General features: G+C 45.8%; 11 protein-coding genes. 5 read left to right on the top strand and 6 right to left on the bottom strand.

Going from position 1 to position 17,749, the window contains the following annotated elements:
• Nucleotides 1-448: 448 nt before the first annotated feature.
• From AC3CID_RS24100 to AC3CID_RS24085, 4 genes are all read right to left on the bottom strand, one after another.
• Nucleotides 449-2,467, bottom strand: a complete 2,019-nt coding sequence (locus tag AC3CID_RS24100; protein WP_488527655.1) for a methyl-accepting chemotaxis protein — start codon at nucleotides 2,465-2,467, stop codon at nucleotides 449-451.
• Between the two features lie 198 nt (nucleotides 2,468-2,665).
• Nucleotides 2,666-4,006, bottom strand: a complete 1,341-nt coding sequence (locus AC3CID_RS24095) for a carbohydrate porin (RefSeq protein ID WP_488527654.1) — start codon at nucleotides 4,004-4,006, stop codon at nucleotides 2,666-2,668.
• Between the two features lie 373 nt (nucleotides 4,007-4,379).
• Nucleotides 4,380-6,440: a prolyl oligopeptidase family serine peptidase gene (locus AC3CID_RS24090; RefSeq protein WP_171327551.1), complete on the bottom strand. Its 2,061-nt coding sequence runs from the start codon at nucleotides 6,438-6,440 to the stop codon at nucleotides 4,380-4,382.
• Nucleotides 6,441-6,451: 11 nt separating this feature from the next.
• Nucleotides 6,452-7,369: a LysR family transcriptional regulator gene (locus AC3CID_RS24085; protein ID WP_017081288.1), complete on the bottom strand. Its 918-nt coding sequence runs from the start codon at nucleotides 7,367-7,369 to the stop codon at nucleotides 6,452-6,454.
• Nucleotides 7,370-7,616: 247 nt separating this feature from the next.
• Between AC3CID_RS24085 and AC3CID_RS24080 the strand changes: the two genes are divergently transcribed.
• From AC3CID_RS24080 to AC3CID_RS24070, 3 genes are all read left to right on the top strand, one after another.
• On the top strand, nucleotides 7,617-9,323 hold the full coding sequence (locus AC3CID_RS24080) for an L-lactate permease (RefSeq protein WP_488527653.1): 1,707 nt from the start codon (nucleotides 7,617-7,619) through the stop codon (nucleotides 9,321-9,323).
• A gap of 314 nt (nucleotides 9,324-9,637) precedes the next feature.
• Entirely contained in the window at nucleotides 9,638-10,777 is a 1,140-nt protein-coding gene (lldD, locus tag AC3CID_RS24075) for an FMN-dependent L-lactate dehydrogenase LldD (RefSeq protein ID WP_010432610.1), read from the top strand.
• Between the two features lie 434 nt (nucleotides 10,778-11,211).
• A complete protein-coding gene (locus AC3CID_RS24070; protein ID WP_488527652.1) occupies nucleotides 11,212-14,067 on the top strand; it encodes an FAD-binding and (Fe-S)-binding domain-containing protein in 2,856 nt (951 codons plus the stop codon).
• Between the two features lie 100 nt (nucleotides 14,068-14,167).
• On the opposite strand, the gene AC3CID_RS24065 is transcribed toward AC3CID_RS24070, so the two are convergent.
• On the bottom strand, nucleotides 14,168-14,425 hold the full coding sequence (locus AC3CID_RS24065) for a hypothetical protein (RefSeq protein ID WP_488527651.1): 258 nt from the start codon (nucleotides 14,423-14,425) through the stop codon (nucleotides 14,168-14,170).
• A gap of 24 nt (nucleotides 14,426-14,449) precedes the next feature.
• The gene (locus AC3CID_RS24060; protein WP_488527650.1) at nucleotides 14,450-15,319 is read right to left on the bottom strand and encodes an AraC family transcriptional regulator; all 870 of its coding nucleotides are present in this window, start codon (nucleotides 15,317-15,319) and stop codon (nucleotides 14,450-14,452) included.
• A 115-nt stretch (nucleotides 15,320-15,434) separates the two neighbouring features.
• Here AC3CID_RS24060 and AC3CID_RS24055 point away from each other — a divergent pair, with 115 nt between their 5' ends.
• Both AC3CID_RS24055 and AC3CID_RS24050 read left to right on the top strand, forming a co-directional pair.
• Nucleotides 15,435-16,583, top strand: coding sequence for an aminotransferase-like domain-containing protein (locus AC3CID_RS24055; protein ID WP_488527649.1), 1,149 nt, complete (start codon nucleotides 15,435-15,437; stop codon nucleotides 16,581-16,583).
• Between the two features lie 190 nt (nucleotides 16,584-16,773).
• A complete protein-coding gene (locus tag AC3CID_RS24050; RefSeq protein WP_488527648.1) occupies nucleotides 16,774-17,685 on the top strand; it encodes a LysR family transcriptional regulator in 912 nt (303 codons plus the stop codon).
• Nucleotides 17,686-17,749 lie beyond the last annotated feature (64 nt).

Here is a 17,749-nt window from a genome sequence, read left to right as displayed (position 1 = left end):
TCGAACCTCGATACTTCATTAGCTTGTAACCGCTTACAAAACGATTATTAAAGAAAGGCGTCTTGGTTGAAGTGAGTGTCATCACACTAAAGTTGGAGGTAAAAAGGCCAGTTGTGGAAATCATGAAAGCGCTTACAGATTAACTTCACGCCATGAAACTGTTTCATGAGATTATTGTTCATATTATCAAGATGGCGCCCGGTTACTTGTTCGTCAGATCAAACAAGCCCGCCTAAATCCATTTTTTGAAAACGTTATTTGATGATGAATCCGCAACTGACGGCAATATACACGGGGAAAGTGACCTTGTTATTTCAATGGCCTTTCGAAATTGTATGAGAACATTTCACGGTAATTTTTAGCTCAAAGCCTTTTCATCAGAAAAAACCAGATACGAAAACGCCCAGCGGAAGGCTGGGCGTGAAATCATGGAAGAAATTAACTGGCTCTAATCTTTGTGATTAGATGATTCCGCTAACTTAAACTCTTGAGTTAATGAGAATTGCTGTTGCGACATGGTTTCAAGCTGTTGACCGTGGGAAAAAAGCACTTGGGAACGTTGCGAGTTATCTTCAGCCAAGGTGTGTATCTGACTGATATTTTGAGTGACTTGAGAGGCAACGACTTGATGCTCTGTCGTCGCGGTCGCGATTTGATGACTCCTTTGCTCAACCTCATTAAGCAGATCAGACACCGTCGATATCGAGTGATTCACTTCGCTGGTTTGTTCTACGCATTGAACCATACCCACCACGCACTGATTGATCTGTTCAACCGCCAGTTTAGAGCTAGTTTGCAACTGCTCGATCTTGTTGTGTATCTCTTGCGTAGAAGCATTGGTTTTGGCTGCTAACACTCGAACCTCATCCGCAACTACAGAGAAACCACGCCCTTGTTCTCCCGCTCGCGCGGCTTCTATTGCCGCATTCAACGCCAGTAGATTGGTTTGCTCAGAGATCCCAGATATCACATCCAGAATGGACCCAATACTGGCGCTTTCGCTTTCAAGCTGACCAATGGTCGCTGTTGATTCCGCCAGCTTATTTTCTAGGCTGCCCATCAATTCGACGCTTTTATTCATGGTCTTTTGCCCATCACTGGAACTGGATACCGCTTCGGTCACTAGCGTTAGAGTTTGGTTGGCCGCCTGAGTGATCTCCGTCACTGAGCACTCAATTTGTTCCATCGCTGTCGCTACCATCACCGTTTGATTGGTTTGTTCTTGCATCGCTTCACGCAGGGAACGACTGGTGCTTTGGTTCTCAAGGGAAGCTTCTTTTAGACGTATAGAGGAGTGGCGCATGTTGTCAATCATTTGAGTCAGGTGACTGATCACCAAATTGACTTTATCGCTCACCAAACCAAATTCATTATTGGCTTGATACTGAACCATCACGCTCAAGTCTTTTTTGGCGACTTGGTCTAGTGCACTTTGCAGTAATTTACTTGGCTTGCGAATCCCTTTAGCGATGTTCAGCCCGATTAGCAGCGCAATAAAAACCGACCCAATAGCAATGATGGCCTGCATCAACAGTACTTGATGAGAGAAGTCCATCGACTCGTTATATAAACGTTTAGCCGTGTCTTCCGCGTACATAGAAAGCTCATCAAAATGGCTTAACTGCACATCAATTAGCTGTTCGATCTCCACTCTTTGCTGAGCAATGCTCTCATGTAGCTTCACGGTTTCCATATGCGTTGACACAGATCCTTGCGCTGAAAATACATGTGAAGCGAGCAGTGATAAAGACTGTTTACTGCGGCGTAACAAAGATGAGTCCAGATTATCCAAGTCTGATACAGCTTGTTCGAATCGCTCTTTACGACTTTGTAGACGACGCTCAACACCACGAACCTCCGATGACGTTTGCAGAGAGAAAGCTTCATTCGCTTCTGCTGCAATCAAACTCAACTGAACCAACAAGGCTTCTACCGCTTTTTGCGTTGCATCTGAGCTCGTGCTCGCCAATTGATTCACCAAGGTATTATTGAGTTGACCCACTACCGATTGAAATTGTTCCTGCTCCATCGAACCGAGATCTTTACTATCCAAATAAGAGACGTATAAGTCCAAGGACTGCTCTACCTTATTGATGGTGGCAACGCCCGCTTCTTCAATATTTTGGAGTATGGGTTCAAGTGGTGAGCCCGATTCAGCCTTGCCATCAAACCAATTTAACTGCTGCTGATAATGCGCGATGTTACTCACGACGGTTTGTTTTAGTGGTTCGAGTTCATCAATGTAATTGGCGGATAAATAGGGAGTAGTGCTGCGATTAATGTCCAAAAAACGAATGGTGAGCGTTGAGGATTGGAGCATTAAAGGAGTGGCTTGTTGAGTGATGGTTTCGATGTGTGAGGTTATGTTCTTGTTGCTGCTAATACTCAACCATGCGCTACCAAGCATGATTACTATCAGCGTGAAGAAACCTAAATAAACTCGAGACACGATGGAAGAAAGTCTCATCGTTATTCCTTGATCTAGTGGCGAAAAAAAGGGCACAAAAAATGTGCCCAAGAATGGAGTTATTTAACGTGCCCTAATCAATCTGCCTTTAGGGCTAAAATGGACAGTATTACGTGCTCTTAATAAGCATAGATATTTGAAAACATGGCTCCTTGAAAATATGCCGAATTCAAAGAGCAGTGCGTTCTATACCCGTGATTACCACCAAGCTTCAAACATTGCGCCGAACGACAATGTATCAACATTGGTTGTCTTCACTGTGTTGCTTTTGGTTTCTACATCGCCCACGGTTGTGTAGAAGCGAAGCATTGGACGGCTCCAAGGTAAGCCACCAAGTGATACGTTTTGAGACAGAGTGACTTTCCATGCGTTCTCTTCACCGTCGTCATCGTAATCAACCATGCCGTAGCCTGCTTCTAACCAAGTAGAATGAACATCATTCCATTGGTACTGTGGACGAACGATACCCGCATATTCCGTGTTCTCACGGTCTAGATCTGAGCCAGAATTGTCTTTGTAAGACACTAAGTAATCAATGATGAACTGTTCAGATGCAGCGTAGCTACCCTCAACACTTGCATACAAAGTCTGGTAATCACCTTTAAGGTCATATACCGATGAATCTGCACCGTCACCGTACTTAACAACCAACTTGTTAGACTCACCCAAGCCTAATGTTGCACCTACTAGGTATGCCGTTTCATCACTGACTTTTTGACCTGGGGTCACGACAGGCTGCATTGAATCTGTCACTGGATCGTATACGTACTCAGTCGTCGTAGACGTATCCGCTTCGCTCGATGCAAAACCGTAGTTCGCGTAAAAATCCAGATTACCAATACCAGCGTCAATACTGTGTAGCTTCGCTGTCACGGCGTATCGACCATTGTCATTTACGAGGCCGCCTTTCACTTGGCCAACAAAGCCCATATCTAGCTTAGCGCCGCCGAAATCTAGGTTGTTAAAGCCAGCGCCTTGACCATCGTGTGTCATCCAGAAGTAATCGTTCAAACCTTGTTGCGGACGTTGATGGAAGTCACGACCAGCCCACATATAAAGTTCTGGTTGGCTTTCAAATACGTTGGTTACACCTGCGTACATTTTTTTCATGCTTAGGCCGCCGTCGTCAGCCCAAGCGTCTGCTTCCCAGTGGTCAGCCATGAATACGACGTCCCAGATAGCGCCATTGTCAGCTTGGAAAAGCTTAGCTAGCTGAACCTCACCACCATTAGCTTCGTTACCCAAACGACCGACAGAACGACCTGTTGTACCTATGTCTACATAACGCTGATCACCGCTCTTGTAGTGAGCGCCGTAACGAGCATAACCAGAGAAGACGATGCCATCTGGCACCTTAGTTTCAGCCGTTAAAACCGCGGGTTGTTGATCGTTAACATAATCAATTTCAACAACCTTAGATTCTAACTCTTGGATTCGTTTTTCTAATGCTTCGATATTAGTATCAGCAGCAAAAGAAGAGAGTGAAGCAAGCGATGCCGCCACTGCGACCGTTATTGGCAAAAGCTTAAATTTTTGCATTGTATTTCCCTATTATTTTTTTGAGTTTTCATCGAACAGGGAAATATTAAGCAATGAAAGAGTTGAAAAGTTGGTCGCTGTTCACACTGATAAATCAACTTAAATGCCATGAAACTTTTAGAAAATCCATGACGAAAACTACTGCTTTTAGATCAACAGGTTATAGTGGGAAATGTGTAAAATATCAGCTTGAAATCGCTTTCATTTCATCAGTAATGGTGGCGGCTATCACGTAAAAGGGTGCCGAAAAGCAAAGAGAACGAGGTGTGAATTTGATTGGTTTTCATATATATGAAAAACCTCAAAATCTAAGGCAGATTTTGAGGCTTTTTGGTCTGAGTTAAATACCCAGTTATCTAAAATCAAGTATTCACTAAAATGAATCTAGGGACTCTATTCTCATATTGAACAGGGTAAATGCGTAGATATCAGCAGTGAGATCGATAGCTTTACTCAGCGGCATTCCAGCACCATGGCCCGCATTAACATCGATACGAATCATCACGGGCGCACCGCCCTCATGCTTATCTTGCAGCTCTGAGATGAACTTATAAGAGTGAGCCGGTACCACGCGATCATCGTGATCAGCGGTCGTCACCAATGTCGCAGGATAGTCCGTGCCGCGCACCACATTATGAACCGGAGAATAGCCAAGCAGATATTCGAACATCTCTTTATTTTGCGCGGATGTACCGTAGTCGTACGCCCACCCTTCGCCAGACGTGAAAGTGTGGTAACGCAGCATGTCCAACACACCAACCGCAGGCAGGGCCACTTGGAACAGCTCAGGCCTTTGTGTCATACAAGCGCCTACCAACAAGCCTCCGTTAGAACCGCCGCGAATCGCCAACTTATCGCTACTGGTGTAGTTTTCTTCAATTAAGAACTCGGCAGCAGCAATGAAGTCGTCAAAGACATTCTGCTTTTTCTGCTGAATTCCCGCTTTGTGCCACGCCTTACCATACTCACCACCGCCACGCAGGTTTGGCACCGCATATACGCCACCCAGTTCTAGCCAACTGCCAACCGTGCCCGAGAAAGAAGGCGTTAGGCTAACGTTAAAGCCACCATAGGCGTACAACATGGTTGGATTATTGCCATCTAACACTAATCCCTTCTTATAAGAGATAAGCATCGGAACCTGAGTGCCATCCTTCGAGGTATAGAAGACTTGTTTAGACTCAAATTGATCCGACTCAAACGGAGACTCAGAGCGTTGGCAGATTTCAGAGCTTCCAGATTCAACATCAAAAGAGAAAATCGTTGGCGGCGTTACATAGTTGGTAAAGGTGTAATAAAGCTGGGTTTGCTCGTTTTTTCCACCTAAACCACTGGCCGTTCCCAGCCCAGGCAAATGAATGTCACGAACTCGATTACCTTGGTAATCCAACTGCTCAACCTTAGACACCACATCCACCATGTAGTGAGCAAACAAGTAGCCACCACCCGTGCTGATATCCAATGGCTGTGGCTTTTCAGGGATGATTTCGAGCCATTTCCCATCGCGAGTATCAAAGCTCACCACCTTGCCATTAGGCGCATCAAGATTCGTATATAGAATGAAGGTCTCATCTTGGTTATCGATGAGATAAGTGTCGCTATCCACATGATCAATCAGCGTATTCAGCTTTTGTTCTGGTGAGTTTAAATCGATATAGAACAGCCTGTTACCCGATGTCGACTCTCGCCCAAGAATGATCAAGTAACGGTCGTCTTCGGTGGTATAGCCTGATACATAGCGGTGCTGCTCAGCGTTGTTCTCGCCAAAAACCACTTTGTCGCTAGCTTGCTCTGTACCCAACTCATGGAAGTAAAGTTTGTGCTGTTCGGTACGTGCAGAAAGCTGGCTGCCGTCTGGCTTGTCGTAGCTAGAGTAATAAAAGCCACGGTTACCTAACCAAGAAATACCGGTAAATTTAGCGTCTGTGATTTCGGCTTCAAGCTGCTGCTTAGTCTCGATATCAATCACAAAGATCTTACGCCAGTCGCTACCACCCTCGGAAATACTGTACGCCACTAGGCTGTAATCTTTAGAAAACGACACCGAACCCAGTGATGTGGTGCCATCTTCCGAGAAGGTATTCGGATCTAGGAACACTTCAACCTGCAGGCCTTCTTTCTGACGATAAAGAATACTGTGATTCTGCAGACCATCATTCTTATAGAAATAGGTGTAATCACCTCGCACAAACGGCTGTGAGCTCTTTTTGTAGTCTTGCGCTTTCGCTAATCGCTCTCGCAGTTCTGCGCGATACGGGATTTGAGCAAGGTAATCGAATGTGACTTCATTTTGACTCGCCACCCACTGCGCGGTTTCGTCACTTCTGTCATCTTCTAACCAGCGATATGGGTCTTCGATTATCTGACCGAAATAGTCATCGCTGACGATCTGTTTGTTGGTGACTGGATATTGATACTCTTTTAAATAGCTCATCGTGATCCTTATTAAAAATAATGTGAAATCGTCAGATAACGCGTTCTGATGTGTTCAATCAATAACTTAATCTTGTTCGGTGGCTGGCGCGTAAACGGGTACACCGCATAAATACCCAGCTTTTTACCGACTAAATCAGGGAAGATGTCCACCAGCTGACCATTGCGAATATCGTGATACACCAGACAACGTGGCACGTACGCCACACCATGACCGCCCAAAGCGGCTTTTCTTAATGCCGTCGCATTATCGGTAGAGAAAGAGCCAGAAACGCGCACGATGTATTTATCGTTATCGGTAAAGCCATCTTTGCTATGCAGAAATTGCCACTCACTGGCACCCGTTGTTTGATAAGCGTATTGCAGACAATTGTGCTCAACCAAATCCTTGGGCTGCATCGGCTTACCATTCTTAGCGATATAAGACGGAGAAGCACATACCACCCATTGAGAGTCCAAGATATGACGGGCAATTAAGCTGGAGTCTTCCAAGTAGCCGGTTCTAATCACTAAGTCGAGGCCATCATCAACCAGATCCACAAAGCGATTGTTAAGAGACATATCGACCGTTAAACCTGGGTGCATATTACAAAACTCGGCAACAGCGTCTGCGAGAATCAAATCTCCGGAGATAGTAGGTACTGACATTTTGATATGACCACTAACATTTTCACCAAAGCCTGAAACTGCGTCCATAGCCTCTTGAGCCGCCTGCTTCACATTTTTGGCTCCGTGTAACATTGCCTTACCCGCCTCAGTCAGCGTCAATTTACGCGTGGTTCGATATAATAGCTGCACGCCAATCTCTTCCTCCAAACGCGCAATTCTCTTACTAACTACCGAATTTGTAAGGTTATTTTGCTCTGCCACCTTACTAAAACTGCCCAGTTCTACTACCTGTGAAAACAGGATCAAATCGTCTGCTCGCATTTGATTATGCCAATTTTGGAATTAATTATTTTCATTATTTCCCTATATCAATAAAAAATAAAGGGGTAAATTCACGCCAAATTAACAAAACAATTACAAAAACAGCTTTTGCAATCACATCGGTTACAAATAAAGCGACTCTAATTACAACAATTGAATCCTCGAGATTCAGATTACACCTACAAAACTAATGACGTGTTATTCACTTCAAACATGAACGTTTGAAAACAAGTACGAGGAAGTACCCATGAGTGAAACTCTACTAGCATTATTGGCCTTTTCGCCAATAGTTGTTGCAGCGATTCTGCTGGTTGGCCTTAACTGGCCTGCAAAAAAAGCGATGCCCGTGGCATTTGCATTAACCGTTGCTATCGCCCTATTCGCATGGGATATGTCTAGCACTCGCGTGCTGGCTTCAGTATTCCAAGGCTTCGGCATTACCGTGTCGGTTCTCTGGATTGTGTTTGGCGCCATCTTCTTATTAAACACTTTGAAACACACCGGAGCTATCACCACCATCCGCAACGGATTTACTGACATATCAGCAGACCGTCGTGTACAAGCGATCATCATTGCTTGGTGTTTTGGTTCATTCATTGAAGGGGCATCTGGCTTCGGCACACCTGCTGCAATCGCCGCTCCCTTACTCGTTGCAATCGGCTTCCCAGCATTAGCTGCGGTACTGATGGGCATGATGATTCAATCTACGCCGGTATCGTTCGGCGCGGTTGGTACACCTATCATCGTTGGCGTAAACAAAGGTTTGGATACGCACAACATCGGTGAAAGCCTGGTTGCCAATGGTTCAACATGGGATGCTTACCTACAACAGATCACATCAAGTGTTGCGATCATCCACGCCTGTGTTGGTGTGATGATTCCTGTATTGATGGCGATGATGCTGACTCGCTTCTTCGGTAAGAACAAAAGCTGGACTGAAGGTCTTGATATCCTGCCGTTCGCACTGTTCGCAGGTGCTGCTTTCACTATTCCTTACGCACTAACAGGTGTTTTCTTGGGTGCTGAGTTCCCATCACTGATTGGTGGTTTGGTTGGCCTTGCGATTGTTGTAACAGCAGCAAAACGCGGCTTCCTAGTACCTAAATCAAAATGGGATTTTGAGAGCGAAGACAAGTGGCCAGCAGAATGGTTAGGTTCTTTGAAAATCGACCTTGATGACAACAATTCAAACGGTAAGCAAAGCCATAAAAAAATGAGCATGGCGATGGCATGGGCACCTTACGTGTTGCTCGCTGTCACTCTAGTTGCTAGCCGTGTTAGCCCTGAGTTCAAAGGCCTACTTAAGAGCGTTAGCCTTTCATTCAGCAACATCCTTGGCGAGACCGGCGTAAGCACAGCGATTCAGCCTCTGTATCTACCTGGCGGTATCTTGGTCTTCGTCGCACTGGTTGCTGTTCTAATGCAATCACGCAGCGCAACACCACTGGCTAAAGCTTTTGGTGAGTCGAGCAAGACTCTAATAGGCGCTGGCTTTGTGTTGGTGTTCACCATCCCAATGGTTCGTATCTTCATTAACTCAGGTGTGAACGGCGCTGATTTAGCAAGTATGCCAGTAACCACTGCCAACTTTGCAGCTGACCTAGTCGGCGGCGCATTCCCAGCGTTAAGTGCCACGGTTGGTGCGTTAGGTGCCTTCATTGCAGGTTCAAACACCGTTTCAAACATGATGTTCAGCCAGTTCCAATTCGAAGTAGCACAAACTCTGTCTATCTCTAGTGCTGTGGTTGTTGCTCTGCAAGCCGTTGGTGCTGCAGCAGGTAACATGATTGCGATTCACAACGTGGTAGCCGCATCGGCGACCGTAGGCTTATTAGGACGCGAAGGCGCAACACTACGTAAGACTATCATCCCAACGTTCTACTACTTGGTGATGACAGGAATCATCGGCCTAGTGGTTATCTACGGCTTCAAAATGACAGACGCACTTATGTAAACCATAAGTCGTTACAAAAGCACTTGGCGTTAATACTCAATTCCCCGACTGTAACACCGTCTAATAAGACAGTTGATGAGTTTCGGAATGGATACTAGAACACATCAACACCCCCCGGGTATTAACGCCATTTTATTGCTTAACTGTTTCACAGGTTAATTGCTTCATAGATTAATTGCTTCACTGGTTATTTTATTTATCGATGAGTTGCTTCACCGATTAAGAAACAACAAACACTTACTTTTCAAGAATTAAAGCAGCCCAAGCCAAGCTCTCATAGAAGGGCAACATCCCAAGAATTTAGGACTGAAATTATGATCATATCCGCATCGACTGATTACCGCGCCGCAGCAAAAGCGAAATTACCACCGTTTCTTTTCCACTACATTGACGGCGGTTCTTACGGAGAACATACCCTACGCCGCAACACGGCCGATCTTGCAGAGATCGCGCTCAAGCAGCGTGTCCTCAATGACATGTCGGACCTAAATTTGGAAACCGAGTTGTTTGGCGAAAAGCTGGCGATGCCGATTGCATTAGCTCCAGTTGGCCTAACAGGCATGTACGCACGACGTGGCGAAGTCCAGGCGGCTAAAGCGGCTGACAACAAAGGCATCCCTTTTACGATGTCGACAGTATCGGTATGTCCGATCGAAGAAGTCGCACCTAAGATTGAACGCCCAATGTGGTTCCAACTTTACGTACTAAAAGATCGTGGATTCATGAAGAACGTATTGGAACGTGCCAAAGCGGCTGGCGTAACAACGCTTGTATTTACTGTAGACATGCCGGTACCTGGCGCTCGCTACCGTGACATGCACTCAGGAATGAGTGGTCCAAATGCAGCAATACGTCGTGTATTCCAATCTATGCGTCATCCTAGCTGGGCAGTTGATGTTGGCCTACTTGGTAAACCGCACGACCTTGGCAACATTTCGACTTATCGCGGTTCTCCAACCAAACTGGAAGACTACATCGGTTGGTTAGGTGATAACTTCGACCCATCAATTTCATGGAAAGACCTAGAGTGGATCCGTGATTTCTGGGATGGCCCAATGGTTATCAAAGGCATTCTTGATGAAGAAGATGCAAAAGACGCCGTGAGATTTGGCGCAGACGGTATCGTAGTTTCAAACCACGGCGGTCGTCAGCTTGATGGTGTTCTATCAAGTGCTAAAGCATTACCTGCAATTGCAGATGCAGTAAAAGGCGACACTAAGATTCTGGTCGACTCTGGTATTCGTACTGGCTTAGATGTAGTTCGCATGATGGCGATGGGCGCAGACTGTACCTTGCTTGGCCGCTCTTTCGTTTACGCGTTAGCGGCTCAAGGACAAGCAGGCGTTGAGAACCTACTCGACCTTTACGACAAAGAGATGCGCGTTGCGATGACTCTAACTGGCGCCAAGACAATCAAAGACTTAACTCGTGAATCTCTAGTAGGGCTAGATTAAGCCGCCACGACTCAGGTTCGGATTCGGATTCGGATTAATGCTTTGGTCTACTTAGACTGAAGTTCAATCGGTGTCACAGCAATTCCACTGCCGTTGTGACACCGTTTAAGCACTGGAAAATAAAATAAAAACTAGGGCGTGTTGATCTTTCGAGCTGATTTTTGCAGCGAGTTTCTGGGTATTTATACAAGGCAGAGGCGTCGATGTGTAGCTAGCCTACATGAGAAGCCGATAACGTAGTAGAAATGGCCAGAAAACGCTGCCCGAAGGGTTCGGCTAAAAGCGTTTTACTCTTTGTTGAGGGGGATTTGCTTAGAGTGACTAGGCTACTTCCCCCTCGCCGCGATTAAAACGCTTTTATCTCGAACAAAATTTAACCACGAAAGGTCAACACGCCCCAATCAGTGCCAAATAAGAAGCACAAGGAAGCAAAGATGGAGACAACCACATCCCATGAGCGAGTAATAGACGCACAAGCTTATCAGCAGCTAGAAGCGATACTGGCTCAAAAAATAGAAACGGAACGCATTGTCACTCAAGAGGCAAAGCGCTTGGCTTACGGCACCGATGCGAGTTTTTATCGCTTGGTGCCGAAAATGGTTCTAAGGCTTAAGAACTTAGACGAAGTCATATTCACCATTCAAAGTTGTCGCGAACTCGGTATTCATTTTACCTTTCGCGCCGCGGGCACCAGCCTTTCAGGGCAAGCCGTTTCAGACTCGGTACTCATCACACTGACCGATGACTGGCGTGGCCACGAAATCATCGACAACGGCAATCAGATAATCCTTCAACCGGGTGTGATTGGCGCTGATGCCAACAAATACCTTGCCCCTTTCCAGCGTAAAATCGGCCCAGATCCAGCTTCAATCAATACCTGTAAAATCGGTGGTATCGCGGCGAATAACGCCAGCGGCATGTGTTGTGGTACTGCGCAAAACTCGTATCGCACCGTTGAGAGCATGAAAATCGTATTGAGTGATGGCTCCCTGCTTGATACGGCTGACAACGCAAGTGTTGAGGCATTCAAGCAATCACACAAAGCTCTGTTTGAAGGCATTGTTGATTTACACAAACAGACTAGCTCGAACCAAGAACTCGCAGACAGAATCCGCCACAAGTACCGCCTCAAAAACACCACTGGCTACGCTCTGAATGCTTTAGTTGATTACCACGACCCAATTGAGATCATCAAACACCTGATGATTGGCTCAGAAGGCACACTAGGTTTCATTGCTGAGATTACCTACAACACGGTTATCGAACATCCGAACAAAGCCTCGACTCTGTTGGTGTTTTCCGACATCGAACAAGCAAGTAAAGCCGTTACTACACTATCAAAAACGCCGGTTGCTGCGGTTGAATTGATGGATGGCAGAGCGCTGCGTTCAGTGGCTGATAAACCGGGTATGCCTGCATTCATGCCAAGCTTGGACTTAGAAGCCGCAGCGATTTTGGTTGAATCACACGCCAGTTCCCAGCCGGACTTAGATTTACAATGTAAATCAATTTTGGACGCATTGACTGAATACACGATTGTTGAATCGGTGCCTTTCACTTCCGATCCAAAGACAGTCGCAACCCTATGGGGCATCCGTAAAGGTATGTTCCCTGCGGTCGGAGCTGTTCGTGAAGTCGGTACGACTGTTATCATTGAAGACGTTGCCTTTCCTGTCGAAAACCTTGCTAATGGTATTCGAGAGCTGCAAGAGTTGTTCGATAAATACGACTACAGCGAAGCGATCATTTTTGGTCACGCCCTCGAAGGCAATCTGCACTTTGTCTTCACTCAAGGCTTCGACAGCCAAACAGAAATCGATCGCTACGGCGGTTTCATGGATGACGTTGCCGAATTGGTTGCAGTGAAATACCAAGGTTCATTGAAAGCGGAACATGGTACAGGTCGTAACATGGCGCCTTATGTGGAGTTGGAATGGGGCAAAGATGGCTACGCCTTGATGCAACAGATCAAAGCGCTGTTTGATCCAGAAAGACTGCTCAACCCCGGCGTTATTATTAACGACAATCCGAATTCACACATAACAAATCTGAAGCCAATGCCTGCTGCCGATGAGCTTGTCGACCGCTGCATTGAGTGTGGATTTTGTGAGCCTGTTTGTCCGTCTCGTACGCTGACTCTATCACCACGCCAACGCATTGTTCTCTACCGAGAACTGCAACGCCGCCGCGCTGCAGGTGAAGAAATAGAAGCAAGCGAACTAGAGAAAACCTTCGAATACCAAGGCATCGATACCTGCGCTGCAACTGGCCTGTGTGCCGAGCGTTGCCCTGTGGGAATCAACACCGGCGACTTGATCAAGAAGCTTCGTATTGCCAAGTACGAGAAATTTACGCCAATCGCAAAGTGGACAGCGGATCATTTCTCGACCACCACTAAACTAACCAAGGCTGGCCTCAAAACCAATCAAGTGGCGAGTAAGATTTTAGGCGCAAATACCGTAGGCAAGCTAACCAATGGCTTGCGCTCAATGACTAAAGGCGCGACACCCGTTTGGATGCCGGAGATGCCGCAATCCAATAGCCACTCGCTAGTCTCATCCCCAGTGACGGTAAAATCCTCAAGCAATCACAAGAAGGTGGTTTACCTGCCTTCGTGTGCGAGTCGCACCATGGGACAACAGAGTGATGCGGGCGACCAACGTCCTCTAACTGAAGTGACCATGTCTTTGCTTAACAAAGCCGGATTTGAGGTTATTCTTCCGAAGAAGCTAGATGACCAATGTTGTGGCATGCCTTACGACAGCAAAGGAATGACCGATTTAGCCCAATCTAAAGCGCAACAGCTCGAAGAAGTATTGTGGCAAGCGAGTCGTCAGGGTGAATACCCAGTCTTAATGGATACCAGCCCATGTGCTAAACGCAGTATTGAACAGTTCACCAAACCGTTAGAGGTATTAGAGCCGACAGGGTTTGTGAATCAATACCTGCTTGAGCACTTGACACTTGAGCCGCTGCAAGAAACCGTGATGCTGCATGTGACGTGTAGTTCTCGTCGAATGGGTTTGGAAGGTGCGATGTTGAGCCTTGCTAAAGCCTGTACCGAAGAAGTCATCGTTCCTGAGCATATTCAATGCTGTGGTTGGGCGGGTGATAAAGGTTTTACCACTCCAGAGCTAAATGAGGCGGCGGTACACCCACTCAAAGAACAAGTACCAAGCAACTGCACTCGTGGATTCAGCAACAGCCGAACCTGTGAGATCGGTTTATCACATCACAGTGGCATTCCGTATCAGTCAATCTTGTACTTGGTGGACGAGGTTGCACAATAGCGGAGCCTCCCCACTTAAGGTATCGAGCAATTAGCTTAAACCTAAAACGAAAAATGGCAGCCCAATCAGGCTGCCATTTCTTTATCCGATTTAAAACGTATTACCGAGCTAGATATTGCAGAGCTAAGCGCATCAACTCTTCTGGTAAGTAGTGTTCTGCTTCTGCACCTTTGGCGATTAAGTCGATCACTTGGAACTCACTCATATCACCGAACTCTTTAACTAAGTAATCACGAAACGCTTTCTCGTTCGGCCACTTACCTCGCACGATATAGCCATCTTCTTTGTCAAAATCTTCCGTTTCAAAGAAGGAAAAATCGGTCATACCAATATTGTGGCAATACAAAACAAGATACATAATTATTCCTCAAAAACGGGGTTACTAATAAAAACTCACAGGGAGGTAGAAATCAAGCTCAAACACTTCATCACTATTAAGAAAATGGTTCCGATGATAATGCACATACGCAGGAGTCGAACGCTGTTTGAAACCAGAAGCCGGTAACCATTTTTCCAATACCATACTGATCTGTGGTAGCAGCTCACCATAACGACCATTAAGTCGAAACACCGCATGCAAACCGCCTGGAATCACCATTTGGTTCACCACACTGCGATACTTAATCGGTTCATCAATCGCGATGCACGCTACATAACGACACTGATCCATTTCAACCCAAGCAGGGTTTGAGTGATGCAAACCAAATTGGCTCGAAAAGTCACGCTGTTCCGAGTTCGCCCACGCTTTCAATATCAACCATGCGTTGCGAATAGAGCGGTTATAACCAGTATGTCGAACATAAGCTGCCATTCGGTGTGATACTTCAACAATTTTAGGTTCCGGCAACTCCCGCTGCGACACATTCAAATAACCCGCCGCCACTTCGGGATCTTTCAGATAAGGTTTTTCTGCAATCTGTAAATCATGCTTACGCCATTCTCCGGGCGACATATTAAAAGTCGCTTTAAATGCTCGGCTAAACGAAGACACAGAGCTAAAGCCGCATTTATGGGCGATCTCAACCACAGACGAGCTGGTATCGAACATTAATTGATTGGCCGCATACTCCATTCGAGTGCGTCGAATGTACTGATGTAGCGACTCCCCAACCACACTTTTGAACGTGCGATGAAAGTGTTGCTCTGAATAAGCCGCAATCTCGGAGAGCGCTTTTGCCGATAAAGGCTGACTGATGTCTTGGTGAATATGGAACAAAACATCATTGATTCGGGATATGTGTTGTCGTGACATCGTTCAAATAGCATAAATGGACATGTTTAAGAGCATAAACGGACACGCCAGTTTTTACAATTGCCGTGTAATATCAAGCGATAGAATAAAAACGATAAACGACGAGACACAACACATGGAAATCGCACAGTCATTACAACAGATTCAATCTTCATACATTCGAGAGATCCTCGCAGCCGCAAGCGATCCAAATGTTATTTCGTTGGCCGGTGGTTTACCCGATGCGAAAACATTCCCTATCGATTTAATGAAGCCTACGCTAGAAAACCTAGCGAACATGCCTGAAGTTTTCCAATACGGTTCGACCGCCGGTTATGGCCCGTTGCTTGATCACCTAACACAAAGCTACCAATTGCCAGAATCTCACACGGCAATGATTTGTACTGGCTCTCAGCAAGGTTTGGATTTGATTGCGCGTGCGTATGTTGACCCGGGTGATGTGGTTGTGATGGAAGCGCCAAGCTACTTAGGTGCGATGCAGGTGTTTGGCCTAGTTCAAGCAAACATCGCTACCGTGTCTCAAACTGAATTTGGCCCGAACCTAGATGAACTGGAAACATGCTTTGCCGAGCAAGCGCCAAAAATGTTCTATGCCGTGCCTGATTTCCACAACCCAACCGGTGTGTGCTGGGCAACAGAAACTCGTCAAAAAGTGGCTGAGCTGTGTATCAAATACAACGTAGCCTTCATTGAAGATGCACCATACCGTGAGCTACGTTTCACTGGTACGGAACTGCCATTGGTTTCTTCATTCTGCCCTGATAACTCTATCGTTCTTCGTTCATTCTCTAAGATTGCATCGCCAGGCCTACGTATTGGCGCGGTAACAGGCAAACGCAGCTACCTTGAGCCACTGATCAAAGTGAAACAAGGCGCTGACTTGCACTCAAGTGTACCCATGCAAGCGCTGCTTGTTGGTCTTCTAAAGCATGAAGATTTCAATCTGCACATGGAAAACATTCGCACCCTGTACAAGTCTCGTTATGAAGTGTTGTTTTCAGAACTAGAGAAACAGCTACCTGCTGACTGCGTATTAAAATCCGTTGATGGCGGAATGTTCATTTGGGTAGAAATCCCAGAGTGCGACACCTTCGAATTGGCTAAAACTCTACTTTCGAATGGTGTAGCGGTTGTACCAAGCCCTGTATTCTATCCAAAGGCTGATGAAGCAAAAGCTGCACTGCGCTTGAACTTCACTAACGCTAACCCAAAAGAATTGACCGAAGCGGTGAAACGCTTAGCGGAAGTACTTAACCAAGCGTAACTGCTGATTAAGTCAGACAGATTAATACCAAGGCCCTGCTGTATTTTTACAACAGGGCCTTTTTGTTTAAGAACACACAAACATACGATTGTGCCTGATATTTCCCATCCATGATGAAGGCTTACTTTCGTTTTTAAGACTAAACTGCTAAACATTACTTCATAGTAAATAAAAAGGCGCACGACAAACTATGGATCTAAACCTATTAAAAACATTTGATGCTGTAATGAAGGCCCGTAGTGTTAACGTCGCAGCAGAAGCTTTAGGGATCTCTGCCCCCGCCGTTAGTCAATCGCTAAATCGACTAAGAGATCAGTACAAAGATCCATTATTCGTGCGTGAAGGTAGAGGTATCTCACCAACCAATTTTGCAGTCGAACTCCATGCGGAAGTTCAAGAACCTTTAAGCCTGTTAATTAACGGCGCTAAATCACGACAGCATTTTAATGCTCAAACAAGTCGACGTACTTTCAGAATCTCCAGCCACAAAGACATTGATATCTTAGTGTTCCCTTGCCTAACCAAATACCGAGAGCAGCATGCCCCAAACACAACCATACAAGCCGATATTGATCATATCGACGAGCAAGCTCGACAAGCTGATTTAAGGCAAAGAAAGGTAGACGTGATCTTATCAACTGTTCCTCTCGAAGAGCATGGCTATCGCAACCTGAAGCTGTTTCAAGAAGATCTTGTGGTGGCACTGAGTATCGATCACCCACGTATTCAAGGCAGTATCTCCGTTGAGCAATTCTTCTTTGAACATCATATTTTATGGCAGACTCAAAGGATGGATAACTACACTCTCAATTCTGTTGCTTGTGAACGCCTACCAACTCGAAAAATCGCCTATACAACGGGATCAGGGCTAACAGGACTAGTCTTGGCTCAAAGTACTGACTGGCTTTGTGTTAATGCTCGTTCATTAGCAAACAAAGTCGCAGGTAGCGGAAAATATCAAATCTTTGAATTACCGTTTAAAGCCGAGCCTGTCCCTATTTACATGACTTGGCATCATTCTCAAAATAATGATACGGGACATAAATGGTTTAGGAATGCACTTGAAGCCACAACAGGGAATAAACAATTAAGTAATAGTTAATTATTGTTTAAGTTTCACTCTATCGATTGATTAAACCTTACGTCTTAACATCTCTCTCATCGAC

The organism is Vibrio sp. QJM3NY_21, assembly GCF_057785975.1.
This window is presented reverse-complemented; position numbering and strand designations above follow the sequence as displayed.

What these genes read in the sequence shown, in the direction of transcription:
- AC3CID_RS24100 (WP_488527655.1), bottom strand. Translation starts at nt 2,467, where the DNA reads ATGAGACTTTCTTCCATCGTGTCTCGAGTTTATTTAGGTTTCTTCACG.
- AC3CID_RS24095 (WP_488527654.1), bottom strand. Translation starts at nt 4,006, where the DNA reads ATGCAAAAATTTAAGCTTTTGCCAATAACGGTCGCAGTGGCGGCATCG.
- AC3CID_RS24090 (WP_171327551.1), bottom strand. Translation starts at nt 6,440, where the DNA reads ATGAGCTATTTAAAAGAGTATCAATATCCAGTCACCAACAAACAGATC.
- AC3CID_RS24085 (WP_017081288.1), bottom strand. Translation starts at nt 7,369, where the DNA reads ATGCGAGCAGACGATTTGATCCTGTTTTCACAGGTAGTAGAACTGGGC.
- AC3CID_RS24080 (WP_488527653.1), top strand. Translation starts at nt 7,617, where the DNA reads ATGAGTGAAACTCTACTAGCATTATTGGCCTTTTCGCCAATAGTTGTT.
- lldD (WP_010432610.1), top strand. Translation starts at nt 9,638, where the DNA reads ATGATCATATCCGCATCGACTGATTACCGCGCCGCAGCAAAAGCGAAA.
- AC3CID_RS24070 (WP_488527652.1), top strand. Translation starts at nt 11,212, where the DNA reads ATGGAGACAACCACATCCCATGAGCGAGTAATAGACGCACAAGCTTAT.
- AC3CID_RS24065 (WP_488527651.1), bottom strand. Translation starts at nt 14,425, where the DNA reads ATGTATCTTGTTTTGTATTGCCACAATATTGGTATGACCGATTTTTCC.
- AC3CID_RS24060 (WP_488527650.1), bottom strand. Translation starts at nt 15,319, where the DNA reads ATGTCACGACAACACATATCCCGAATCAATGATGTTTTGTTCCATATT.
- AC3CID_RS24055 (WP_488527649.1), top strand. Translation starts at nt 15,435, where the DNA reads ATGGAAATCGCACAGTCATTACAACAGATTCAATCTTCATACATTCGA.
- AC3CID_RS24050 (WP_488527648.1), top strand. Translation starts at nt 16,774, where the DNA reads ATGGATCTAAACCTATTAAAAACATTTGATGCTGTAATGAAGGCCCGT.